20 protein-coding genes are annotated in these 22993 nt (G+C 59.9%); 9 read left to right on the forward strand and 11 right to left on the reverse strand.

The features are described from left to right. Positions 1 to 233: 233 nt before the first annotated feature. From ACYVIS_RS03830 to ACYVIS_RS03860, 7 genes are all read right to left on the reverse strand, one after another. The gene (locus ACYVIS_RS03830) at positions 234 to 644 is read right to left on the reverse strand and encodes a RidA family protein (protein WP_460873319.1); all 411 of its coding nucleotides are present in this window, start codon (positions 642 to 644) and stop codon (positions 234 to 236) included. A 24-nt stretch (positions 645 to 668) separates the two neighbouring features. Continuing rightward, positions 669 to 2315 (reverse strand): AMP-binding protein, encoded by a 1647-nt coding sequence (locus ACYVIS_RS03835; protein ID WP_460873320.1) that lies wholly within the window; start codon positions 2313 to 2315, stop codon positions 669 to 671. A 63-nt stretch (positions 2316 to 2378) separates the two neighbouring features. Beyond that, positions 2379 to 3551: an acyl-CoA dehydrogenase family protein gene (locus tag ACYVIS_RS03840; protein WP_460873321.1), complete on the reverse strand. Its 1173-nt coding sequence runs from the start codon at positions 3549 to 3551 to the stop codon at positions 2379 to 2381. Further along, entirely contained in the window at positions 3552 to 4403 is an 852-nt protein-coding gene (locus tag ACYVIS_RS03845) for an enoyl-CoA hydratase family protein (RefSeq protein ID WP_460873322.1), read from the reverse strand. A 29-nt stretch (positions 4404 to 4432) separates the two neighbouring features. Next, positions 4433 to 5221, reverse strand: a complete 789-nt coding sequence (locus ACYVIS_RS03850) for an SDR family NAD(P)-dependent oxidoreductase (protein WP_460873323.1) — start codon at positions 5219 to 5221, stop codon at positions 4433 to 4435. Further along, positions 5218 to 7557 (reverse strand): bifunctional salicylyl-CoA 5-hydroxylase/oxidoreductase, encoded by a 2340-nt coding sequence (locus tag ACYVIS_RS03855; protein ID WP_460873324.1) that lies wholly within the window; start codon positions 7555 to 7557, stop codon positions 5218 to 5220. Before ACYVIS_RS03855 ends, ACYVIS_RS03850 begins: the two co-directional genes overlap by 4 nt. A 214-nt stretch (positions 7558 to 7771) precedes the next feature. Then, on the reverse strand, positions 7772 to 8854 hold the full coding sequence (locus ACYVIS_RS03860) for a M14 family metallopeptidase (RefSeq protein WP_460873325.1): 1083 nt from the start codon (positions 8852 to 8854) through the stop codon (positions 7772 to 7774). Positions 8855 to 9268: 414 nt separating this feature from the next. On the opposite strand from ACYVIS_RS03860, the gene ACYVIS_RS03865 reads away from it, so the two are divergent. From ACYVIS_RS03865 to proB, 6 genes are all read left to right on the forward strand, one after another. After that, the gene (locus ACYVIS_RS03865; RefSeq protein WP_370635862.1) at positions 9269 to 9781 is read left to right on the forward strand and encodes a MarR family winged helix-turn-helix transcriptional regulator; all 513 of its coding nucleotides are present in this window, start codon (positions 9269 to 9271) and stop codon (positions 9779 to 9781) included. 658 nt (positions 9782 to 10439) lie between these two features. Further along, a complete protein-coding gene (argJ, locus tag ACYVIS_RS03870) occupies positions 10440 to 11666 on the forward strand; it encodes a bifunctional glutamate N-acetyltransferase/amino-acid acetyltransferase ArgJ (RefSeq protein ID WP_460873326.1) in 1227 nt (408 codons plus the stop codon). 96 nt (positions 11667 to 11762) lie between these two features. Beyond that, a complete protein-coding gene (rplU, locus tag ACYVIS_RS03875; RefSeq protein ID WP_232744667.1) occupies positions 11763 to 12074 on the forward strand; it encodes a 50S ribosomal protein L21 in 312 nt (103 codons plus the stop codon). 37 nt (positions 12075 to 12111) lie between these two features. After that, positions 12112 to 12372 carry a 50S ribosomal protein L27 gene (rpmA, locus tag ACYVIS_RS03880; RefSeq protein ID WP_232741178.1) on the forward strand — a complete coding sequence of 87 codons (261 nt, stop codon included), beginning with the start codon at positions 12112 to 12114 and terminating at the stop codon, positions 12370 to 12372. Between the two features lie 151 nt (positions 12373 to 12523). After that, positions 12524 to 13672: a GTPase ObgE gene (obgE, locus tag ACYVIS_RS03885; RefSeq protein WP_232741179.1), complete on the forward strand. Its 1149-nt coding sequence runs from the start codon at positions 12524 to 12526 to the stop codon at positions 13670 to 13672. A gap of 37 nt (positions 13673 to 13709) precedes the next feature. Then, positions 13710 to 14891 carry a glutamate 5-kinase gene (gene proB / locus ACYVIS_RS03890; RefSeq protein ID WP_232741180.1) on the forward strand — a complete coding sequence of 394 codons (1182 nt, stop codon included), beginning with the start codon at positions 13710 to 13712 and terminating at the stop codon, positions 14889 to 14891. Positions 14892 to 14944: 53 nt separating this feature from the next. Here proB and ACYVIS_RS03895 read toward each other — a convergent pair whose 3' ends face one another. Continuing rightward, positions 14945 to 15865, reverse strand: a complete 921-nt coding sequence (locus tag ACYVIS_RS03895) for a LysR family transcriptional regulator (protein WP_232741181.1) — start codon at positions 15863 to 15865, stop codon at positions 14945 to 14947. Positions 15866 to 16067: 202 nt separating this feature from the next. Here ACYVIS_RS03895 and ACYVIS_RS03900 point away from each other — a divergent pair, with 202 nt between their 5' ends. After that, complete coding sequence (locus tag ACYVIS_RS03900; protein ID WP_232741182.1) at positions 16068 to 16451, forward strand: DUF4148 domain-containing protein; 384 nt, start codon at positions 16068 to 16070, stop codon at positions 16449 to 16451. Between the two features lie 122 nt (positions 16452 to 16573). Here ACYVIS_RS03900 and ACYVIS_RS03905 read toward each other — a convergent pair whose 3' ends face one another. Then, positions 16574 to 17062 carry an Lrp/AsnC ligand binding domain-containing protein gene (locus ACYVIS_RS03905; protein ID WP_305072083.1) on the reverse strand — a complete coding sequence of 163 codons (489 nt, stop codon included), beginning with the start codon at positions 17060 to 17062 and terminating at the stop codon, positions 16574 to 16576. Between the two features lie 157 nt (positions 17063 to 17219). Between ACYVIS_RS03905 and ACYVIS_RS03910 the strand changes: the two genes are divergently transcribed. Both ACYVIS_RS03910 and thiC read left to right on the forward strand, forming a co-directional pair. Continuing rightward, the gene (locus tag ACYVIS_RS03910; RefSeq protein WP_460873327.1) at positions 17220 to 18470 is read left to right on the forward strand and encodes a D-amino acid dehydrogenase; all 1251 of its coding nucleotides are present in this window, start codon (positions 17220 to 17222) and stop codon (positions 18468 to 18470) included. Positions 18471 to 18654: 184 nt separating this feature from the next. Beyond that, positions 18655 to 20568 carry a phosphomethylpyrimidine synthase ThiC gene (thiC, locus tag ACYVIS_RS03915; protein ID WP_460873328.1) on the forward strand — a complete coding sequence of 638 codons (1914 nt, stop codon included), beginning with the start codon at positions 18655 to 18657 and terminating at the stop codon, positions 20566 to 20568. Positions 20569 to 20714: 146 nt separating this feature from the next. On the opposite strand, the gene ACYVIS_RS03920 is transcribed toward thiC, so the two are convergent. Then, a complete protein-coding gene (locus ACYVIS_RS03920; protein ID WP_370635863.1) occupies positions 20715 to 21377 on the reverse strand; it encodes an OmpA family protein in 663 nt (220 codons plus the stop codon). Between the two features lie 128 nt (positions 21378 to 21505). Further along, a complete protein-coding gene (locus ACYVIS_RS03925; RefSeq protein WP_370635864.1) occupies positions 21506 to 22513 on the reverse strand; it encodes a Bug family tripartite tricarboxylate transporter substrate binding protein in 1008 nt (335 codons plus the stop codon). Positions 22514 to 22993 lie beyond the last annotated feature (480 nt).

A 22993-nucleotide genomic window follows, 5' to 3' on the forward strand; every position in this document is an offset into this window, starting at 1 on the left:
CAGGCTGCGGCCGCGGCGGACTCAAGCTCGCCCACCCCGCCTGGGCCGCCACCCCCGCTCGCATCTAGGTTTTTGGGCAATCACAGGCCTGCGTTTTTTGGGTGATCACGGGCCTGCGTTTTTTGAATGGTCACGGGCTTGCGTTTTTTGCACGATCATGGGCCAGCGCGGCTATGAGTTATGGGCATGAGTCAACGCGGCAATCAGGGGGTCACGCGGACAGTTCGTAGGGATCAGGCGGTGGGCGGCACGACGGCGGTGACTTCGATTTCCACGCGGGCCCGGTCTTCGACCAGGTCGCCCACTTCAACGGCGGTCATGGCGGGGTAATGGCGGCCGATCACCTCGCGGTAATGGCGGCCAACTTCACGCAAGGCTGCTACATATTCATTTTTATCGCATACGTACCAGGTCATCCTGGCGATGTGCTCCGGGCCTGCGCCGCCTTCTTTGAGAACGGCCACGATGTTTCTCAATGCCTGGCCCACCTGCTCGGCGAAGTCGTCGGTCTCGAACTGCTGCTGGCCATTCCAGCCAATCTGGCCACCGACAAACAGCAGGCGGCTGCCCACCACCATTTCCGCCATGATGCCATTGGCGTAGCCGCGCGGAGCCAACCAGTCGGGAGGTTGCAAAGTATTCATTCCATTTTCCTTATAAAACGCTGATCATGATGATTTCTTACGCAGCATGAAACGCTGCAGCTTGCCGGTTTCGGTGCGCGGCAGGCTGTCGACAAACTCAATGGCACGCGGATACTTATAGGGCGCGATTACCGATTTGACGTGTTCCTGCAAGGTTTTGACCATGGCAGCATCGTGGCTGAAGCCGGGCTTGAGCACCACATAGGCAGTGACGATATTGCCGCGGTCTGCATCGGGTACGCCCACTACCCCACACTCGGCAACCGCCTCGTGCCGCAGCAGGGCTCCCTCGACTTCGGGGCCGGCAATGTTGTAGCCGGCCGAGATAATCATGTCGTCGTTGCGGGCTTGGTAAAACAGGTAGCCGTCCTCATCCATGCTGAAGGTATCGCCGGGCAGGTTCCAGCCCTGCTGCACAAAGACGCTCTGGCGCTCATCGCTCAAATAGCGGCAGCCGGTCGGCCCCTTGACGGCGAGACGGCCTACGACTCCCGGCGCGACCGGCTTGAAGTCCTGATCGACCACCTGCGCCACATAGCCCGGCACGACTTTGCCGATGGAACCGCGGCGCACCTCGGCCCCCGCGCTCGATACGTATACATGGATCATCTCGGTGCCTCCTATGCCATCGATCATTTCGATTCCGCTGGCCTCTTTCCAGAGCTGCCGCGTGGCGTCGGGCAAGGCTTCCCCCGCCGATACGGTCTTCTTCAGCGTCGACAGATCGTATTTGGACACCAGGGCCGCCATCTGGCGGTAAAACGTAGGCGCCGTAAAAGTCATGGTGACACCGAAATCCTGCACCGTCGCCAGCATCTCGTCAGGAGTAAGCCGCTCGGTCAGCACAACGGACGCGCCAACCCGCAGCGGAAAACACAGCAAGCCGCCCAATCCGAAGGTGAACGCCAAAGGAGGCGTGCCGCAGACTATGTCGGCAGCATCCATCTGCAAGGTGTGGCGGGAAAAGGTATCGCACATCGCCAGCACGTCGCGATGGAAGTGCATGCAACCCTTGGGCTTGCCGGTTGTTCCGCTGGTGAAGGCAATCAGGCATACGTCGTCGATGGCGGCATCGCAGGCCGCGTAAGTCTCCGGCTTGGCCGCGGCAAGCGCTTCCAGCCCCTCCGCGCCAGGATCATTGAAATAGCGCACCTGCCTGATTTCGGGACAAAAATCGGGATGCCTGGCATCCAGGCAATGCTCGATTTCGTCGGCCAGGCGCACATCGCACAAGACCGCCTGTATTTGAGCCTTTTGAATAATCGGCTTGAGCTCCGAAGCTCGCAGCAGGGGCATGGTCGGCACCGTAACCAGGCCCGCCTTCACGGCGGCCAGCCAGGAGGCGGCCATCATTACATTATTGGGGCCGCGCAACAAAACCCGGTTGCCCGCCTGCAACTGCATGTCTTCGGTCAGCACTCGGGCGATCCGGTTGGTCAGGGCCATGAGTTCGCGGTAGCTCATGCTGCGGTGTTCGCCGCCCTCGCACCAGCGCAGGGCGATCCGGTCGCCCCGGCCCTGGCCCACGATCGCATCGACCAGCTCCACCGCGCAATTCAGGCGCGCCGGATAGGCCACGTCGGGGTTGCCGTCGAGAAGCAGTTCCGGCCACTGATCCAGAGGTGGCAGATGATCCCGCGCAAAGGTGTCTTGGTATGCCGATACTTCCATGTCCGTCTCCTTGTTGTCCCGGCTGCGCCGCCCGCTTCCAGCTTGCGGCGCGGGCTCTGCGTCCTAGCCGTCTTTGAGCAGCTCGCGCGCAATAATCAGTTTTTGCACTTCAGTCGCGCCCTCGTAGATGCGCAAGGCGCGAATTTCGCGATACAGTTTTTCAACCGGCATGCCGCTCACCACACCGGCTCCGCCAAACATCTGCAAGGCCCGGTCGATGACGCGCTGGGCCGACTCGGTCGCCGCCATCTTTGCCATGGCCGCCTCGCGGGTGGTGCGGACTCCCTTGACGTCGCGCATCCAGGCGGCCCGGTACGTCAGCAAGGCGGCGGCATCGATTTCCGTGGCCATATCGCCCAGTGCCGCCTGGGTCAATTGCAAGTCACCCAGCGTCTGGCCGAACATGCGGCGCGACCTGGCGCGCGCCAGCGCCTCTTGCAGGGCCCGGCGCGCGAAGCCCAGGGCGGCCGCGGCCACCGAGGCGCGAAAGATGTCCAAAGTCATCATCGCAATCTTGAAACCCTGCCCGGGATCGCCCAGCCGATGCGAAACGGGAACCCGGCACTCGTCGAACCGCAGCGTTGCCAAGGGGTGAGGGGCAATGACTTCGATACGCTCCGAGACAGTCAGGCCCGGCGCGTCCGCATCGACCACAAACGCGGTAATACCACGCGCGCCGGGGGCTTCGCCGGTGCGAGCGAAAACACAATAGAAATCGGCAATTCCGCCGTTCGAAATCCAGGTTTTCTGTCCGTTCAGGACGTAGGCATCGCCGTCCAGCCGAGCCTCGCACGCCATGGCCGCCACATCGGAGCCGGCTTCCGGTTCGGACAGGGCAAAAGCCGCTATCGCCTGACCGCCGGCCACTCTGGGCAAATAGGCCAATCGCAGTGCATCGCTGCCGGCTATGGAAATAGCGCCGCTGCCCAGTCCTTGCATGGCAAAGGCAAAATCGGCCAGCCCATCGTGGCGCGCCAGAGTTTCGCGCACGATGCACAAGGCACGCGAATCGATCGCCGGCCAGCGTCCACCCCAACTGCCGTCGGGCCCCTGCGGAACGCCTACGCGCAACCATCCCGCGGCACCCAGCTCGCCCACCAGGCGGCGACATGCCGCATCGGTATCGCCATGGTCCACATGCGCCAGGGTGCTGTTGCACCAGGCTTCAAGCTGCCCGGCCAGCTCCTGATGCCGTTCATCGAAAAAAGGCCATTCCAGCCAACTGGTGTCGTTCATTCAATCACCTTCGAACACAGGTTTTTGCTTGGCGACGAAAGCATCATAGGCACGGCGAAAATCACGGGTCTGCATGCAAATGGCCTGGGCTTCGGCCTCGGCCTCGATTGCCTCGTCAACGCCCATCGCCCATTCCTGATGCAGCAATTTCTTGGTGACGCCATGCGCGAACGTGGGGCCGTCGGCCAACTGACGCGCCAGCGCCTGGGCGGCGCCGAGCACCGCGCCGGAGGCCTGCAGGCTATTGAAAAAACCCCAGCTCAAACCTTCATCGGCCGTCATCGCCCGGCCGGTATACAACAGTTCCGATGCCCGGCCCTGGCCTATCATGCGCGGCAACAAGGAGCACGCCCCCATGTCCGCGCCCGCCAGGCCGACGCGCGTGAACAGGAACGCCGTGCGTGCCTGCGGTGTACCGATGCGCATATCGGAAGCCAGGGCTACCATGGCGCCAGCGCCGGCGCAAATGCCATCGACGGCGGCCACGATGGGCTGGGGGCAGCCGCGCATTGCCTTGACCAGATCGCCTGTCATGCGCGTGAAATCGAGCAACTCGGGCATGGTCATGGTGGTCAGGGGCCCTATGATTTCATGCACATCCCCGCCCGAGCAGAAATTTCCACCCGCTCCGGCGATAACGATGGTTTTGATATCGCCGGCATAAACCAGGCCGCGAAACAAATCGCGCAACTCGGCATAGGAATCGAACGTCAGGGGATTCTTGCGCTCCGGACGATTCAGGGTAATGGTTGCCACCTTGCCGTCGGCGGACGTCTCCCACAGGAAATTCTTTGCCCGATAGCCGGCATAAGGGCGTTTGTGGTGGGTCATTGTATGTACTGCCTGTTCCATGCAGATTCTCCTTTTCCAGACAGCGGGCGCTAACCCGCCATCACCTCTCCCCCGTCGATGGGGATGGATTGCCCATTGACGGCCGCCGAGCCGGGCTGGCATAGCCATACCACCGCTTCGGCGACCTCGTCCGGTTGCACAAGCCTGCCCTGGGGATTGCGTTCCGCCAGCTTCCCCCGGGCCTGCTCGGCATTCATGCCGGTTTTTTCAGTGATATTCGCAACCGCTTCCCGCACAATATCGGTTTCGGTATAGCCCGGGCACACCGCATTGACTGTCACACCCTTTCTTGCGATTTCGAGCGCCAGCGCGCGAGTCAGTCCGATGACGCCGTGCTTGGCGGCACAATAGGCGCTTACATAGGCGTAGCCGACCAGGCCGGCGGTGCTGGCCACATTCACAATGCGCCCCCATTGCCGTTCCAGCATATCCGGCAGGGCTGCCTGCATGCAGTGGAAAGTGCCGGTCAGGTTCACGGCCAGCATTTGCTGCCATGCCGCGTCATCCAGACGATCGAAACGCTGGCTGACGGCCTGCCCCGCGTTATTCACCAAAATATCGATCGGGCCGAAACGTGCCTTGGCCGCGGCAAAGGCCTGATGCACATCGGACTGCCGTGCAATATCGCCGCTGGCAAAATTCACTTCGCCATGAACGGCAAGGCTGGCGGCCGCCTGTTTGAGCGCAGCTTCGCCTCGCCCCATGAGCGTGACGCATGCTCCCTGCTCCAGCAATTGCCGCGCCACGGCATAGCCTATGCCGCGCGAAGCGCCGGTTACCAGAGCATGGCGCTTGTCGAGCGAATGGTTAAGGCTCATTTTCCCACCGGCTGCGCGTAAGCGGCCGCCCGTTCAAAATTGGTTTCAAGCTGGCGCTTGGCCGGAAAATATTGTTTGGGCCAGGCCACATCGACAAAGCCTATGCGCGCCGACTCACGCAAGGTCCAGGCCGCGTCGGCCAGATGCGGACGAGCCAGGGCGCATAAATCCGCGCGGCCCGATGCAATGATGCTGTTGACATGATCGGCTTCGAAAATCGCCCCCACGGCAATCGTCGGCACGCCGGCCTCGTTGCGCACCCGGTCGGAGAACGGAGTTTGATACATGCGCCCGTAAACCGGCTTTTCCTCCTTGCTGACCTGCCCGGACGAGCAGTCCACCATGTCGGCGCCCGCCGCCTTGAACTGGCGCGCGATGTCGATCGCATCGTCGGCCGTAATACCGCCCTCGACCCAATCGTGCGCCGATATGCGCACCGACATGGGCAGGTGCTGCGGCCAAACGTCCCGCACCGCCCGGAATACTTCCAGCGGGTAGCGCAGGCGATTTTCGAGAGTGCCGCCGTATTCATCGCCGCGCTGATTCGTCAGCGGCGAAATAAAGCTGGACAGCAGATAACCGTGCGCGCAATGCAGCTCCAGCCAATCGAAACCGGCCTGCTGCGCACGGCGGGCGGCCGCGACGAATTCGTCGCGCACCGTATCCATTTGCCGGCGCGTCATTTCTTGCGGCACCTGTGACACGCCGTCGATATAGGGAATGGGCGAAGCCGACACCAGAGGCCAATTGCCGGAGGGCAAAGGCATGTCGGTACCTTCCCAACTGACCCGCGTCGACCCTTTGCGCCCCGCGTGGCCCAGTTGCATGCCGATCTTGGCACTGGTGTTCTGGTGCACGAAATCGGTAATGCGCCTGAAGGCATGCATTTGGCCATCGTTCCAAAGCCCCGGGCACCCCGGGGTGATGCGCGCTTCCGGAGACACACATGTCATTTCGACCATGACCATCCCGGCCCCGCCCATGGCGCGCGCGCCCAGGTGCACCAGATGAAAATCGCCCGGAACGCCGTCAACGCTCGAATACATGGCCATGGGCGACACAACGACGCGATTCTTCAAGGTCACGCCGCGTGCCGTATAAGGCATGTGCATGGGTGGGATCGACTGCTCGCCCTGCGGCGCCGCGCCGGCCTTGCCCGCCATCCAGCGTTCGTAGCTTTCGATCCACGCGGTATCGCGCAATCGCAGGTTCTCGTGCGAAATCCGTTGCGACCGCGTCAGCAAGGAATAGGCGAACTGCTCGGGCTCGAAATTGGCATAGCGCCGCACATTTTCGAACCATTCGGTGGAATTGCGCGCCGCGTTCTGGATTTTCAGGACCTCGATACTGCGTACGTCCTGATAATGGCGCAAGCCTTGTTCCAGATCGTTATTGTGTTCGAGAATGGAACGATTCAATTCGATGGCGTCTTCCAGCGCCAGTTTCGTTCCCGAGCCTATCGAAAAATGCGCGGTATGCGCGGCATCGCCCATCAGAACAATAGGCACGCGCCGGCCATCGGACAAGGCCTGCTCGTGCACCCAGGTGTTGCAGATTACCCGCGGAAAGCGGATCCAGATCGCCGACCCGCGCAGGTGCGTCGCATTGGAAACCAGGGCATTGCCGTCAAGCCACGGGGCGAACAGTTTTTCGCAATAGGCAATACCCTCTTCCTGGCTCATGGCCTCGAGGCCGGACGCTTTCCAGGTTTCGTCCAGGGTTTCCACGATGAATGTCGACATCCCCGCCTCGAACTGATAGGCATGGGCCTGAAACCAGCCGTGCTCGGTCTGCACAAAGGCAAAGGTGAACGCGTCGAAGGTTTTCTTGGTTCCCAGCCATACGAAACGGCACTGGCGGGTATCGATATCCGGCTGAAACGTATCGGCATAGCGAGTGCGCACGCGGCTGTTCAAGCCGTCGGAAGCCACTACCAGATCGGCTTGATATTTTTCGGCCAGGGCCTGGTCATCGGACACATCGGTTTCGAATACCAGCTTGACATCGAGCTCTTCGCAGCGGGCCTGCAAAATATTGAGCAGCTTCTTGCGCCCTATTCCGATAAAGCCATGGCCGCCGCTACGTATGCTGCGGTCCTTGTAATGGATCTCGATGTCGTCCCAATGATTGAAAGCGGCGCTGATCTGCCTGGCGGAAACGGGATCGGCTTCTTTCAGGTTTTCGAGCGTGGCGTCGGAAAACACCACGCCCCAGCCAAACGTATCGTACGGACGATTGCGTTCGACCACCGTCACTTCATGCGTGGAATCGCTGAGCTTCATGAGCAAGCCAAAATACAGGCCTGCCGGGCCTCCGCCTATGCATACGATTTTCAAGATCTTCTCCGAACGAACGCCCTACCTGTCGACAAGCCATCGGGCCATTGGTGCTGCCCCGATTCCGATGCCATATACTTTAAGCTTAAACTATATAGCCAAAAAAAAGAGCCGGCAAGCACTATTTTTTCAACCGCTGCGGCACATGCGCCGCAGCGACTCCGCGGGCACGACAGGCGGCGCATAGAATATGCCGCCTGCTTTCCCTTCAGAATCATGCACTCAAACCATAAATAGTTTGCAGCAGCGTTGCTCGCGACTGGCCTATGACAGCCCCTTTCCAGTCGTCGTTCTCCGGGTAAAAAGCGGCCCGGTGAGCGGCTTTCAGTGCGTGGCGGCGAGTTGGATCCACATCGGGCCTGTTGGCCAACCAGCGATCTGCGCGCAAAGCCGTGAACACCTCGTCCAGGGGCGCGGTACCGTATTCCAGCGCCAGGAACGTCAATTCCGGCACGGCGGCGCACTCTTCGAGCATGGCCTGCACCAGGGTTCCCCGGACATCCACCGTGCTCGAATCGGAATCGAAAATGGCCACGACGTCGCGACCCCACCATTCCCGGGCACGCAGGTAATCGGGGCCATCGGCCTGCACAAAGATTTTTTCCGCATGGCCGTATGGCCCCAGGCCCGTGTGATAGTCGATCCAGGCAATACGGTTGCGCGGCCGCCCATACTGCCGGAAGATTTCGCGCAAGCTGCGGTTGCTCCACGAGGCCGCGCGGCCGCCGTAAAACAGGCCGTCGGCGTGCGTATACTGGCCTTGCATCATGCCGTCGCGGTAGGCCTGCTCGCCCCGGGTGAGAATAAACTCCTGAATGGCCCGTGCGTTATCTTCACCTGGAGGCCAGCTTGCGGGGATCAGATAAGGATGCAGGGCATCGTAATGGGGATTTTCCGGCAAGGCCGCCGTAAAGTCGCAGAAATTGCGATTCAAATCAATGTTTTCTTCGTTGGTACGATGCCCGTATGAAAAGCCGTAAGGATTCAGGGCATGCACCAGCAGCACGCCGATTCCGGCCTCACGCGCCTTACGCAACAGGGCGGCGTCGTTCATCAGCGCGACCTGGCAGCCCGAACCGCAATACCCTTCGGCGCCATGAGTGCCCGAAGTCAGCACCAGCATGGCCGGCGCGTCGGCCGGCCCCGAATACGCAACATCGATCGACAGGACCTCACCGTCGATACCCAGGCCGACCGGATTGATGAAAGTCTGCAGATCGAACTCCTTTTCCTCTGCCGTGGCCATGAAAATGGCTTTGGCCTCGGCATAGGACGCGGCAAAGAATTTTTCAAGCATATGCACTCCTGGAAAGGCCGGCGCGATAAATCCGGCCAAAGCCGACTGCCGGCCGCGCCTGCGGGGACAGGCCTTGACCCATCCGCACGGGGCATGACGCAACACCGGCAAGCACTTTTATGGTTTAGGGTTAAATAGTATTCGTATTTATAATTTAAACTGTATTGATTGAAACAGTGTAAATTCAAGTCTGTTTCACTGCCGCATGCAGGCATGGCCGTCCATATTATGGGCATCCCGCATGGCGGGCAACCAGCAATTGCGCTCATGCCCGCGGGGCATGTCCCGTTTGCTCCAGCACTCAATGGTGCCGGCGCGGGCGCACTGCCAGACGGCTTGCGCCCCGGCGGTGTTGAATTCGTCTGTACCCGGACACACCGTCACACGGCAGTTCCGGCCTTCTCGATAAAAGTCATGGGCAACACTCACGAAACCGACCTGGAACTCATACCCGACCTGGAAAGCCGCACTATTCCCGAAGATCATCACGACTTGCGGCTATGGCTGCGCCTGCTGACCTGCTGCAACCTGATCGAAAGCGAAATCCGCACCCGCCTGCGCATCGAATTCGAAACCACCCTGCCGCGCTTCGATCTGATGGCACAACTGCTGCGCGCACCATCGGGCATGAAAATGAGCGAACTTTCCAGGCACATGATGGTGACCAACGGCAACATCACCGGCATTACCGACCAGCTTGAAAAAGAAGGTTTGGTCGAGCGCATCAAGGTCGCCACCGATCGCCGCAGCTCTCTCATCAAACTGACGGTCAAAGGCAAGCGGACATTCAAGAAAATGGCCCAGTCGCACGAGCAATGGATCCAGGACCTGTTGGGCGGCCTGTCGGAAAAGAGCGGCAAAGCCCTGTTCGAAGCCCTGGGCGAGCTCAAGTTGCTGACCCAGCCGCGACGTTCCAGCCGCCCTTGAACTCAAGGTTATAGCGGCGAGCCGTCGTCTTATAGGCAGCACAAGCCGCCGCGCAAGGTGTCCGTACAATCCCCTTATAGCCGCGCTGGCCCATGATCGTGCAAAAAACGCAGCCCATGATCATTCAAAAAACGCAGGCCCGTGATCGCCCAAAAAACATAGGCCTGTGATCGCCCAAAAACCTAGATGCGAGCGGGGGTGGCGGCCCAGGCGGGGTGGGCGAGCTTGAGTCCGCCGCGGCCGCAGCCTGGATCGGGATGCAAGGGCGCGGTTGTCTGAGCGTCAAGGGTGTCCACAGCCCGGGGGGCTGTGGACGACGCGAGTTCCGCGACCGCCCGATCCAGGCTGCGGCCGCGGGCAGTCCTGGCAAAGCCAGGACCGGACGATGCGAGCCCCACCCCGCCTGGGCCGCCACCCCCGCGTCTTAAGAACGCAGAAAACAGCCAGCCACAAGAACCCCACGCCTACGCATCCATAACGAACCCACAAGCGCCCCCCCATAAAACAAACAAGCGCTGTTAAAATTTTCGCTTCCCTGTCGCCAGACAAAGCTATTCTGTCGCAAGGCAAGCCCTGAACCGCCGTCCCATAAAATACCGCAACCGGCGTTTCAGCCGGATTGAAACTTTCACGCCCTCCTACCGTCGAGTAAACCGCCATGGCCGTCAACCTGTACATCCCGCCCGAATCCGACATCTTCCCCGTTGCGGGAATTGAAATCGGCATAGCCGAAGCCGGCATACGCAAGGCGAATCGACGCGACCTGACCCTGTTCCGCCTGGCGCCGGGCACGTCCGTTGCCGGTGTTTTCACTCAAAACCGCTTTCGCGCCGCCCCCGTACAAGTCTGCGAAAGCCACCTTGCCGCCGCCAAAGGCATAGGCGCGCTGGTCATCAATACCGGCAACGCCAACGCCGGCACGGGCCAGAGCGGCCTTCAGGCCGCCCGCCAGACCTGCGCCGCGCTCGCCGGGCTGCTGCACATCCAGCCCGAACAAATCCTGCCCTTTTCAACCGGTGTGATTCTCGAGCCGCTGCCCGTCGACCGCCTGACCGCGGCCCTGCCGCAGGCCATCGCCAGCCTGAGCCCGGGCAACTGGTACGCAGCCGCGCACAGCATCATGACGACCGACACACAGCCAAAAATCGTTTCCCGCCGCCTGAATATCGGCGGCAAAACCATTACGATCACGGGAATCAGCAAGGGCGCCGGCATGATCCGCCCCAATATGGCCACCATGCTGGGCTACCTGGCAACCGATGCCGGCATAGCCCCGGCGCTGCTCAAAACCGCCGCCGCCGCCATTGCCAACCGCTCCTTCAACCGCATCACCGTCGACGGCGACACCTCGACCAACGACTCCTTCATTATCATGGCAAGCGGACAGGCGGGCCTGCAGATCGAGTCGGACTCCGACCCTCTCTACCCAGCCCTTTACGAGGCCCTGGCGGAAGCCGCCGCCGAACTGGCGCAGAAAATCGTGCGCGACGCCGAGGGAGCCACCAAATTCATGACCATCCGGGTCGAACAAGCAGGGACCAGCGAGGAAGCGCTGAAAGTGGCCTATTCCGTGGCCCAGTCGCCGCTGGTCAAAACCGCGTTCTATGCATCCGACCCCAATCTCGGGCGGATCCTCGCGGCCATCGGCTACGCCGGCATCGCCGACCTGGACGTGAACAAGATCAATCTCTGGCTGGGCGACGTACTGGTGGCCAGCCAGGGGGGGCGCCACCCCGACTACCAGGAGGCCGACGGACAACGCATCATGAAAGAGCCGGAAATCCTGGTGCGCATCGCGCTGGGCCGGGGTAATGTGTCCGACACGGTGTACACCTGCGACTTTTCGCACGAGTATGTAAGCATCAACGCAGACTACAGATCCTAGGGCAAAACCCGCAACACCTTGACTTCAAAAACAAAATCACGTTATTATGTAGAGCTTGGCATTTTGCCAAAGGATATTTTTCGAGGTATTTCCCACATGTACGCGGTCATAAAAACCGGCGGCAAACAGTATCGTGTTGCTGCAGGTCAAAAACTCAAGATAGAACAGATACCGGCAGACATTGGGCAAGAAATTACGCTAGACCAGGTATTATCGGTTGGCGAAGGCGATCAATTGAAAATTGGTACGCCTTTGGTTTCCGGGGCCGTGGTCACAGCAACCGTTCTTGCGCAAGGCCGCCACGACAAGGTCAAGATCTTCAAGATGCGCCGTCGCAAGCACTATCAGAAGCGTCAAGGTCATCGTCAGAACTACACCGAACTTCGCATCGACGCCGTTACGGCCTGATGTTCGATTCAACGGTTTTGTATAGCAGGAGCTAAACATGGCACATAAAAAAGGCGGCGGCTCTACGCATAACGGTCGCGACTCGGAATCGAAGCGGCTCGGCGTCAAAATGTACGGTGGCCAGCTTATTTCGGCCGGTGCGATCATCGTGCGTCAGCGCGGCACCCGTTTCCACCCCGGCACCAATGTCGGCATGGGCAAAGATCATACTTTGTACTCGCTGGTCGAAGGCAAAGTGAAGTTTGCCGTCAAAGGCGCCCTGAACAAGCCCACGGTATCCGTGGTGGTAGCCGAGTAATACTCAGCCAGCCAGCTTGTCAGCCAAGGCCCTGCCGTGAAGGCAGGGCTTTTTGTTTTAGAATAGTCAGGCTTGGCAACTGTATGCGCAAGCCCGCATGCCGGCCATTTCCATCGCCCGACTTGCACCCTTACACATAGAACCCATCATCATGAAATTCGTAGACGAAGCCACCATCGAAGTCATCGCCGGCAAAGGCGGCAATGGCGCCGCGAGCTTTCGCCGCGAAAAATTCATCCCCAAGGGGGGGCCCGACGGCGGCGACGGCGGGCGAGGCGGCAGCATCTATGCGGTTGCCGATCGCAATATCAATACCCTGATCGATTTTCGCTATGCGCGCCTGCATCGCGGCAAAAACGGCGAAAACGGCCGAGGCTCCGATCAATACGGCGCCGCCGCACCCGATATCGTGCTGCGCGTACCGGTGGGCACGATCATTCAGGACGCCGAAACCGGCGAACAGTTGTTCGACCTCGATCACCACAAGCAGCAAGTCACTCTTGCGGCCGGCGGTGAAGGCGGCATGGGCAACCTCCACTTCAAGTCCAGCGTCAACCGCGCCCCGCGCCAGTTCACACCAGGCAAAGAAGGCGAACAGCGCAAACTGCGCCTCGAACTCAAGATACTGGCCGATGTGGGCTTGCTCGGCTTGCCCAATGCCGGCAAATCGACCCTCATCACCAAAATTTCCAATGCGCGGCCCAAAATCGCCGACTACCCCTTTACCACGCTGCATCCCAACCTGGGTGTAGTGCGCACCTCGCCGTCGCGCAGCTTTGTCGTGGCCGATATACCGGGGCTGATCGAAGGCGCCTCCGAAGGGGCCGGCCTCGGGCATCTGTTTTTGCGGCACCTGACGCGTACCCGGGTACTCCTGCACCTGGTCGACATATCCTCGCCCGACCTGGAAAACGATCCCATCGAACAGGCGGTTGCCAACGCTCGCGCCATAGTCGAAGAACTGCGCCTTTACGATCCGGACCTGTACGCCAAGCCCCGCTGGCTGGTCCTGAACAAGCTCGATATGGTTGCCGATCCCGACGACGCCAAGCGGCGCTTCTGCGAAGCCCTGGACTGGACCGGCCCGGTCTTCACTATTTCCGCGCTCACCGGCGACGGCACCCAGGAACTCATCTGGCAACTGCAGGACTGGCTGGATGCCGAACGCGCCAGGATGCACATCGCTCAGGATCAGGCCGACGGCACTTTCGTTGCCGAAGACCCGCGCTTCGATGCGAGCCGTGGCGATGCCGAGCCGGCGCCGCCGCCCGTCCCGGAAGACCCGCGCTTTAGAAACTAGTGGTATCGTCTCCTACCCCAAGTCCGCTGTTCCGACCATGTCTGCCGCCAATACTGCCTCATCCACCATTGCCAAGGCCAAGCGCCTTGTAGCCAAAGTAGGCTCCTCGCTCGTTACCAACGAAGGCAAGGGGATAGACCTTGTAGCGGTTGCCGAATGGGCGGCCCAGATTGCCTCTCTGCATGCGCAGGGCCGGCAGATGGTACTGGTATCCAGCGGCGCAATTGCCGAAGGCATGGCGCGCCTGGGCTGGACCAAACGCCCGCACACCATGCACGAACTGCAGGCCGCCGCCGCGGTAGGCCAAATGGGCCTCATCCAGGCCTACGAGGTGGCATTCGCCAAACACGGCATCCGCACCGCGCAAATTCTGCTGACCCATGAAGACCTGGCGGACCGCCGCCGCTATCTGAATGCACGCACCACCCTCTATACCCTGCTGTCGCTCGGTGTCGTGCCTATCGTCAATGAAAACGACACGGTGGTCACCGACGAAATTCGGCTGGGCGACAACGACACGCTCGGTGCGCTGGTCACCAACCTGATCGAAGCCGATGCCCTGATCATCCTGACCGATCAACGCGGCCTGTACCGCTCCGATCCGCGCAAAAACCCCGATGCCGAATTCATTTCGGTGGCCCAGGCCGGAGATCCGGCTCTTGAAGCCATGGCCGGAGGCGCCGGCAGCGGCATCGGCACGGGCGGCATGCTCACCAAAGTGCTGGCCGCCAAGCGTGCCGCCAATAGCGGCGGCCATACCATCATCGCCTCCGGACGCGAGCCCAATGTGCTCATCCGCCTGGCCCAGGGCGAGCGCATAGGCAGCGAACTGCGGGCCATCCTGCCGGTGCGCTCGGCGCGCAAGCGCTGGCTGGCCAATCATTTGCGACTGCGCGGGCGTGTCACGCTTGATGCCGGCGCCGTGCGAGCCGTCACGCAAGATCATAAAAGCCTGCTATCCATAGGTGTGGTTGCGGTAGAGGGCGAATTCGAACGCGGCGACGTAGTGGCTTGCGTCGACCAGCATGGCGTCGAATGCGGCCGCGGCCTGATCAATTATTCGGCCAACGACACGCGCCGCATCATGCGCCAGCCCAGCAGCCGCATTCCCGATATTCTGGGCAGCATGTCCGACCAGGAACTCATGCATCGCGACAACATGGTATTTGCCCGGCCGGCCCTGCGCGCGGGCGCAAATCAGGCGGCCCAACCCGACTGAGCCAGACGGCCCGCTCGTCGCCCGCCCGCGGAATAGCTTGCGGGTGGCCCGCGTCAGGCCAGCTTCAGCGGGCGTTTTTCCTGCGACGGCAGTTCCGCCAGGCGGGCTTGCAAATACTCGATGAACGCACGCACCTTGACCGGCATCATGCGCGAAGGGAACAGGGCCATCAGCGGAATAGGCTTGAACTCCCACTCGGGCAGCACCCGCTGCAAGCGTTCCGCCAGGTCCGTCGCAACGGAACAGTGATTGGGCAATGGAGCAATACCCATGCCTTGCGTAGTCATGCGCTGCAGCATGCCGATGTTATTGATGGCCAGCCGTCCAGATACCGTGACTTCCTCGACTTTCGAGCCCGAGGTCAATACCCAGGTGGACCCTTCCCTCCCCGCACTGGAGCGCAGGCATTGGTGCTGAGCCAGATCGGCGGGCACCGCCGGCGTTCCATGACGGGCCAGATAGGCGCTGGAAGCATAAAGACACACAGCCACGTTGGAGATGCGGCGTGAAATCACGCCGGAATCGGGTTGAGCGCCAAAACGAAATACGATATCGAACGAATCGGCCAATAAATCGATAGGGCTGATGCCCAGGTCGATTTCACACTCGATATCGGGATAAAGCTCACAGAAACCCCGCAATATGGCCGGCATGAAACTCACGGAGAAGCTGGTCGGCATGGATATGCGCAAACGGCCTTTGGGCTGCTGGGCCACTTCCAGCAACTGTTCATGAGCGATGCGCGCCTCGGCAACTATGTGCTGACAGCGCTCGAAATAGACGCTGCCGGCTTCGGTCAGCTCGATCTTCCGGGTACTGCGGTTGAGCAGGCGCACGGCAATTATGCGTTCCAGCTCATTGATACGCCGGGACAAGGTCGAAACCGGCATTTCCAGGGCCTCGGCGGCGCGGCTGAAACTCTTGCGCTTGGCTACCTCGACAAACAGTGCGATGTCATCCAGCGATGTGTCCATTGTTTATTCCAAAAACAGTGATAGTTTTTTTCAATTTCCTAGCATACACCCTTTATTATTCCATGAATGGAAATATATTTGCAATAATTAGGGTTTATACCTAATCAAAAAAAGCACACACTTCATCCATCGATTACAGCTTGCATCCCGCAAGCGGGGCAACAAAAAGCCTTCGATTTTTTGATTAGTGATGGAGTTTTATATGAAAGCCTTTGCAAGTGTACTAATGATTTCCGCTTCCCTGATCGCCGGTGCCGCGCAAGCTGCCACCTCGGCTGATGCGCCTGTGTCCAAAACCCGTGCGCAAGTCGTCGCCGAACTGCAGCAAGCTCGTGCCGAAGGTCTGTTGAGCACTGGTGAAGCGGATTATCCCGCTGTCGTTCAAGCCAATGCCGGCGCCAAGACGCGCGCTCAAGTGGAGTCTGAACTGGTGGTTGCCGAGGCAGCCGGCCAAGTCAGCACCGGCGAATCGGATTATCCTCCGCTTGCCGCTCAAACCAATGCCAGCAGCACGACTCGCGCCGCAGTAGAAGCCGAGTACGCTCAGTTGGCCGCAGCGGGCCAATTGCCTCAAACCACGTTCTAAGTGGGCATCGAGCCGTATCAACCGGCAAATCGCCCTATTGAACACACACACGTTTTCCGGGAACTGCAGTCACTGGAGTTCCCGGAAAACGTGTGGCCACATGGCCCGAACCGCCTCAGCGTTCATTTTTGCGCGGCTATGAACAGCGTTTCCTTGATTTCTTCCATGACGACGCAGCTTTTGGTCTGGGTTACTCCAGGCAATCGCAGCAGGATATCGCCCAGCAACGTGCGGTACTGACCTATCTCCCTGATACGCGCCTTGACCAGATAGTCGAAATCCCCCGAAACCAGATGACATTCCAGCACCTGAGGAATACACAGGACCTCACGCCGGAAATCATCGAAAGTGCGGTCGGATTTGCTCGACATGGAGACCTCTACAAACACCAGTAGCCCGGCATCCAGCGCGGCGGGTGAAACATGGGCGTGATAACCCGTAATGACCCCGTCGCGCTCCAGTCGTTTGACACGCTCTATGCAGGGTGTGACCGTCAAGCCTACCGCTTCGGCCAGGTCGGTCATGGACATGCGGCCATCGCGCTGCAGCAGATCAAGAATATGCCGATCCAGCTTGTCGAGCGCATGAACCGGATAACGCTGTACCCTCAAGGTTTTCTCCACCAGAAACATGGGTTGTGCCGTGTGCCGGACGCGCTGCGCGAAGCCGTACAACAGAAACCTCTGAAAATTGGATTTTTTTAATAAAAATAACTACTTATTGTCGCCTATTATCGTGGTAATTATCACCATAAAGCAATCGCGGACAATGAAAGTTCTTATTTTAGGCGCCGGAGTCATCGGCATCACCAGTGCTTACTACCTGGCTCGCCAGGGCCACGAAGTCACCGTGCTCGACCGCGAGGCAGGCCCGGCGCTCGAAACCAGCTTTGCCAACGCCGGACAAGTATCCTACGGCTACTCCTCGCCATGGGCCGCGCCCGGGGTTCCGCTCAAAGCCCTGAAATGGATGTTCGCCGAACATCCTCCCTTGTCCATCCGCCCCGACGGCACCCTGTTCCAGTTGCGCTGGATATACCAGATGTGGCGCAACTGCACGGCAGGCCGCTATGCCGTCAACAAAGAACGGCTCGTACGGATTTCCGAACACAGTCAGCATTGCCTGCATGAACTATGCGCGCAGACCGGCATTGAATATGAGGGGCGGCAAAAAGGCACTTTGCAGGTATTTCGCACCCAGAAACAAATGGACGGGATTGGCGCCGACATTCAGGTATTGCGAGAAGCCGGCGTCGCTTACCAGGAACTGTCGCGGCAAGAGCTTGTCAATGCCGAGCCGGCCCTGGCATCCAGCCAGGACAAACTGGTGGGTGGCCTGCGCCTGCCCGACGATGAAACCGGCGACTGCAATCTGTTTACGACGCGCCTGGCCGCGCTTGCCGAAGGCCTGGGCGTGAAATTCCGTTACGGGGTCAATGTTCTGCGCATCGAGCACGACGGCAATAAAATCAGCGGTGTGCAGTGCTCGAACGAAGTCGTACGCGCCGATGCCTATGTTGTGGCATTGGGCGCCTATTCGACCACACTGCTCAAGGACTTGGTCGCTCTGCCTGTCTATCCCCTCAAGGGCTACTCCATTACAAGCTCCATCGCCGACGAAGCGGCCGCCCCCGTTTCCACCGTGCTCGACGAAACCTATAAAATTGCAATCACCCGTTTCGACAAGCGGATTCGCGTGGGCGGCATGGCGGAAATCGTCGGTTTCGACAAGACGCTCAAAGAAAGCAGAAAAAAAACGCTGGAGATGGTGCTCGGCGACCTCTTTCCCGGCAGCTACCAGGCCGACAGTATCTCGTTCTGGGCCGGCCTGCGGCCGAAAACACCCGACAGCACGCCGATTATCGGCGCCACCCGGATCAGCAATCTGTTCCTCAATACAGGGCACGGCACGCTGGGCTGGACCATGGCCTGCGGCAGCGGCCAATTGCTATCCGACATCGTCTCGGGGCTGCCCACCGCCATCCGCAGCGACGATCTGTCCGTACTCCGCTACCAGTAACCACCGCATACAAGCGCAGACACACCGGCATTTAAACCGTATACTAGTTTCCACGCAGGGGTACTCGTTGATTCAACGGGTTGAGAAAAACCCTCGTACCAGTACGGATAATGCCGATGCTGGGAGCGCTCTTCACGAGATCCATCCCGATTCGGCTCCAGCTATTTATTTTTTGGAGCACACCTTGAACGCCAACCCCAAATTCCTGGCCGCCACCGCCGAAGTCGACGCGGCCGCCATACATCCCCTCCCCCAATCGCGCAAAACCTACCAGCAAGGCTCGCGCCCCGATATACAAGTTCCATTTCGCGAAATCACGCAAAGCGATACGCCCACGATGTTCGGCGGCGAAACAAATCCGCCGCTGATCGTCTACGACACCAGCGGCCCCTATTCCGATCCCGCCATCAAGATTGACATCCGCAAAGGCCTGCCGGCCTTGCGCCAGGCCTGGATCGAAGAACGCGGCGACACCGAACAGCTCGGCGGGCCCAGCAGCGAATACGGCCAGGCACGATTGCAGGACCCCAAGCTCACCGCCATGCGCTTCGAACTGCACCGCCCCCCCCGCCGCGCGCGCGCCGGGGCCAATGTCTCGCAAATGCATTATGCGCGACGCGGCCTGATCACTCCCGAAATGGAATTCGTCGCAATCCGCGAAAACATGCGCCGCGAACACTACATCGAGGCATTGCGCGCCAGCGGCCCCGACGGCGAGAAAATCGCCAAACGCCTGCTGCGCCAGCATCCAGGCCAGTCGTTCGGCGCTTCGATCCCGACCACCATCACACCGGAATTCGTGCGCGACGAAATCGCCCGCGGCCGCGCGATTATCCCGGCCAATATCAATCATCCGGAAATCGAGCCCATGGCCATAGGCCGCAATTTCCTGGTGAAGATCAACGCCAATATCGGCAACTCGGCCGTCAGCTCCAGCATCAGCGAAGAGGTCGAGAAAATGACCTGGGCCATACGCTGGGGCGGCGACACCGTCATGGACTTGTCCACCGGCAAGCATATCCACGAAACCCGCGAATGGATCATTCGCAACTCGCCGGTACCCATAGGCACCGTGCCCATTTACCAGGCGCTGGAGAAAGTCGACGGCAAGGCTGAAGAACTCACCTGGGAAATCTTCCGCGATACGCTTATCGAACAGGCCGAACAGGGTGTGGACTACTTCACCATTCACGCCGGCGTTCGCCTGCCCTTCATCCCCATGACGGCTGATCGCATGACCGGCATCGTATCGCGCGGCGGCTCGATCATGGCCAAATGGTGCCTGGCGCATCACAAGGAAAGCTTCCTGTACGAACGCTTTGAAGACATCTGCGACATCATGAAGGCGTACGACGTCAGCTTTTCGCTGGGCGACGGCCTGCGCCCCGGCTCGGGCTACGACGCCAACGACGAAGCGCAGTTCGCCGAGCTCAAGACCCTGGGCGAGCTCACGCAGGTCGCCTGGAAACACGATGTCCAGGTCATGATCGAGGGCCCCGGCCACGTGCCCATGCACCTTATCAAGGAAAACATGGATCTGCAGCTCGAGCATTGCCACGAGGCTCCTTTCTATACACTTGGCCCCCTGACCACCGATATCGCCCCCGGCTACGACCACATCACCTCAGGCATAGGCGCGGCGCTCATAGGCTGGTACGGCACCGCCATGCTGTGCTATGTGACTCCCAAGGAACACCTGGGCCTGCCCAACAAGAAAGACGTCAAGGACGGCATCATTACCTACAAGATCGCCGCCCATGCCGCCGACCTGGCCAAGGGACACCCCGGCGCCGCCATACGCGACAATGCCTTGTCCAAGGCGCGCTTCGAGTTCCGCTGGGACGACCAATTCAACCTGGGCCTGGACCCCGACACGGCCAAGGATTTCCACGATGAAACCCTGCCCAAGGATTCGATGAAGGTGGCCCATTTCTGTTCCATGTGCGGCCCGCATTTCTGCAGCATGAAGATAACCCAGGACGTACGCGAGTATGCCCAGCAATTGGGAATCGACCAGCAGCAGGCGCTGCAGCAGGGCATGCAGGAAAAAGCCATCGAGTTCGTCAAGAAAGGGGCGGAAATCTATCACCAGGCCTGACGATTGGACTCGGAGTGCCGCCGCATCCATCCCATTCGGGACGAATGCGGGCGATCCGCATCGATAAAGAGCCCATAGCTAAGGATGGCGACAATAGAAAAGGGCGGCCACAAGGGCCGCCCTTTTTACCTCACCAGCACCAAAACTTACTGCTTGACGGCATACAGATACAACTCGACGCGACGATTCATTGCGCGCCCGGCAGCGGTATTGTTGTCGGCAATTGGATTGCCGGCGCCGCGGCCTTCAACAGACAGACGATTTGGCGCCACGCCCTGCTGGCCGAGGTAGTTGGTCACGCTTTGGGCGCGATTGACCGACAGGGTCTGGTTGGTCGCGGCCGAACCGGTGCTGTCGGTATAGCCGATAGACTTGGCGCGCAGTTCAGGATGCTGGACAAGGGCGCGAGCCACGCTGTCGAGCACCGGCAACAAGGCTGGCTTCAAGGTATAACGCCCCGTATCGAAGGACACATTGCTCGGGATATTGACCCGCAGCGTGCCATCGGGCATTTCGGTGACATCGACGCCGAGATTCTTGGCGCCCGATTTTTGCACATCGTTCTTGATGCCCGACCAGTTATAACCGACGACCCCGCCGGCCACGGCACCAATACCGGCGCCAATCAGGGCGGCACCGCCTGTATTTCCGATCAAGGCACCCAGGCCGGCGCCCAAAGCGGCACCTGCACCCGCCCCGACCGCCGTTTTACCCCCCGTGCTCATGTCATTCATCTGGGCACACCCTCCCATCAAAGCAACCACGCTGAGGCATGCGGCGACTCGGCTAACACGCATAGATACGTTCATTTAATTCTCCTTGTGTCCATCGGTAAGCAGGATGATCTCTGCTGACAATATGCTAGCAAGCTCCATCGACCGCGAGTGTTACATTTTAATTCTGTCGACCAAACTTGACGTTATTTTGCATGGCATGCTTAAAAAATCTTGGCGCCCGAGACTTTGACAATGTCCTTGTATTTGGCCAGATCGTGCTTGACCAGCTCGGCAAAGGCTTCGGAAGTGGTCGGTTTGGCATCCGACCCCATGACCAGCAGGCTTTTACGCACCGCCGGATCCTCCAGCGCCTTCACATAGGCCTTGTTCAGTTTATCGACCACGGCTTTGGGAGTACCGCCCGTGGTGAACACTCCAAACCAGGTACCCAGATCGAAATCCTTGATGCCTTCCTGCTCCATGGTGGGCAATTTGGGATAGATCGACGAGCGCTGCGCCGTGGTTACGGCCAGGGCCTTGACCTTGGACTCGTTGATCAGCCCCGCGGCCGAAGCCAGATTATCGAACATGAAATTGGCCTGCCCGGCCAGCAAGGCCAGCTTGGCCGGGGAAGCTCCCTGGTACGGCACATGCACGGCGTCGATACCGGCCCGCACGTTCAGCAGGGCTCCAGCCAGATGGCCCGCGCTGCCATTGCCGCCCGAAGCAAAATTGAGCTCTCCGGGATGGGCCTTGGCATAGACGACGAGGTCGTGTACCGAATTGATATGGTGCGCCTCGGCAAATGCATTATTGACGATCAGCACATTGGGCACAGCTGCCACCAGCGTTACCGGCTCGAAGCTCTTGACCGGATCAAACGGCAATTTGGGATACAGCCAGGGGTTGATCGAATTGATAGCCACCGCCCCCATCATCAGCGTATAGCCATCGGGCTTGGCCTTGGAGACAACGCTCGCACCAATATTGCCACCCGCGCCGGGACGGTTCTCTACGACCACGGTTTGCCCAAGCTCGGGCTGGACTTTCTCCGCCAGAAGCCGGGAAATGGTATCCAGCGGGCCTCCCGGCGAATACGGCACGATGAACTGCAGGGGATGGGAGGGGAAATCGGCCGCCATGGCGCTGGGTATCGCGGCTGAAAAAGCCGTGCATGCAACCAGGCCTGCGGCAAGAGACATGGGCCATGATTTGAAACTGAACGACATGGGGAATTCCTCATTAAAAGCAAGAAATAACATGGTAACAAAATTGTAAGGACTCAATACTAGAGTATTTTTGGTTCGAGTGGTTACGGCACTCGATGGATTGGTAGCTTTGGCATTTACGGTTTGGTCTTTAAAGACGCCGTCTATCGGGGCTTGGGGTCAGGACCGGCACGGCGTGCTTGATCCGGATCTACCTCGTCCAGGCGGGCGTCGGGCGAACTCGCCCAGCCTCGCGAGGCTGGGCTCAGACAGCGCCCGCCGAAAGCCCCCGCCTTCCCTACGGTAGCATCCGGCGCACGCCTTACGCCGGTCCTGACCCCAAGCCCCGATAGACGGCTCACGTGATGGCATGCCTGGAATGAACTTGCCGACTCAGCGTATACCTCGATGCATAGCCCCAATGCCTCTCTCTATGCATTGCCTCAACGCAAGCCGCAGGGTGGGTGGTGCTGTACAGTCCGGCGGTAGTCCAGCGCCGGG

It is taken from the genome of Paralcaligenes ginsengisoli (genome assembly GCF_054781135.1).

What these genes read in the sequence shown, in the direction of transcription:
- ACYVIS_RS03845 (WP_460873322.1), bottom strand. Translation starts at nt 4,403, where the DNA reads ATGGAACAGGCAGTACATACAATGACCCACCACAAACGCCCTTATGCC.
- ACYVIS_RS03860 (WP_460873325.1), bottom strand. Translation starts at nt 8,854, where the DNA reads ATGCTTGAAAAATTCTTTGCCGCGTCCTATGCCGAGGCCAAAGCCATT.
- ACYVIS_RS03925 (WP_370635864.1), bottom strand. Translation starts at nt 22,513, where the DNA reads ATGTCGTTCAGTTTCAAATCATGGCCCATGTCTCTTGCCGCAGGCCTG.
- proB (WP_232741180.1), top strand. Translation starts at nt 13,710, where the DNA reads ATGTCTGCCGCCAATACTGCCTCATCCACCATTGCCAAGGCCAAGCGC.
- argJ (WP_460873326.1), top strand. Translation starts at nt 10,440, where the DNA reads ATGGCCGTCAACCTGTACATCCCGCCCGAATCCGACATCTTCCCCGTT.
- rpmA (WP_232741178.1), top strand. Translation starts at nt 12,112, where the DNA reads ATGGCACATAAAAAAGGCGGCGGCTCTACGCATAACGGTCGCGACTCG.
- rplU (WP_232744667.1), top strand. Translation starts at nt 11,763, where the DNA reads ATGTACGCGGTCATAAAAACCGGCGGCAAACAGTATCGTGTTGCTGCA.
- ACYVIS_RS03910 (WP_460873327.1), top strand. Translation starts at nt 17,220, where the DNA reads ATGAAAGTTCTTATTTTAGGCGCCGGAGTCATCGGCATCACCAGTGCT.
- ACYVIS_RS03850 (WP_460873323.1), bottom strand. Translation starts at nt 5,221, where the DNA reads ATGAGCCTTAACCATTCGCTCGACAAGCGCCATGCTCTGGTAACCGGC.
- ACYVIS_RS03830 (WP_460873319.1), bottom strand. Translation starts at nt 644, where the DNA reads ATGAATACTTTGCAACCTCCCGACTGGTTGGCTCCGCGCGGCTACGCC.
- ACYVIS_RS03840 (WP_460873321.1), bottom strand. Translation starts at nt 3,551, where the DNA reads ATGAACGACACCAGTTGGCTGGAATGGCCTTTTTTCGATGAACGGCAT.
- ACYVIS_RS03865 (WP_370635862.1), top strand. Translation starts at nt 9,269, where the DNA reads ATGGGCAACACTCACGAAACCGACCTGGAACTCATACCCGACCTGGAA.
- ACYVIS_RS03920 (WP_370635863.1), bottom strand. Translation starts at nt 21,377, where the DNA reads ATGAACGTATCTATGCGTGTTAGCCGAGTCGCCGCATGCCTCAGCGTG.
- ACYVIS_RS03900 (WP_232741182.1), top strand. Translation starts at nt 16,068, where the DNA reads ATGAAAGCCTTTGCAAGTGTACTAATGATTTCCGCTTCCCTGATCGCC.
- obgE (WP_232741179.1), top strand. Translation starts at nt 12,524, where the DNA reads ATGAAATTCGTAGACGAAGCCACCATCGAAGTCATCGCCGGCAAAGGC.
- ACYVIS_RS03835 (WP_460873320.1), bottom strand. Translation starts at nt 2,315, where the DNA reads ATGGAAGTATCGGCATACCAAGACACCTTTGCGCGGGATCATCTGCCA.
- ACYVIS_RS03895 (WP_232741181.1), bottom strand. Translation starts at nt 15,865, where the DNA reads ATGGACACATCGCTGGATGACATCGCACTGTTTGTCGAGGTAGCCAAG.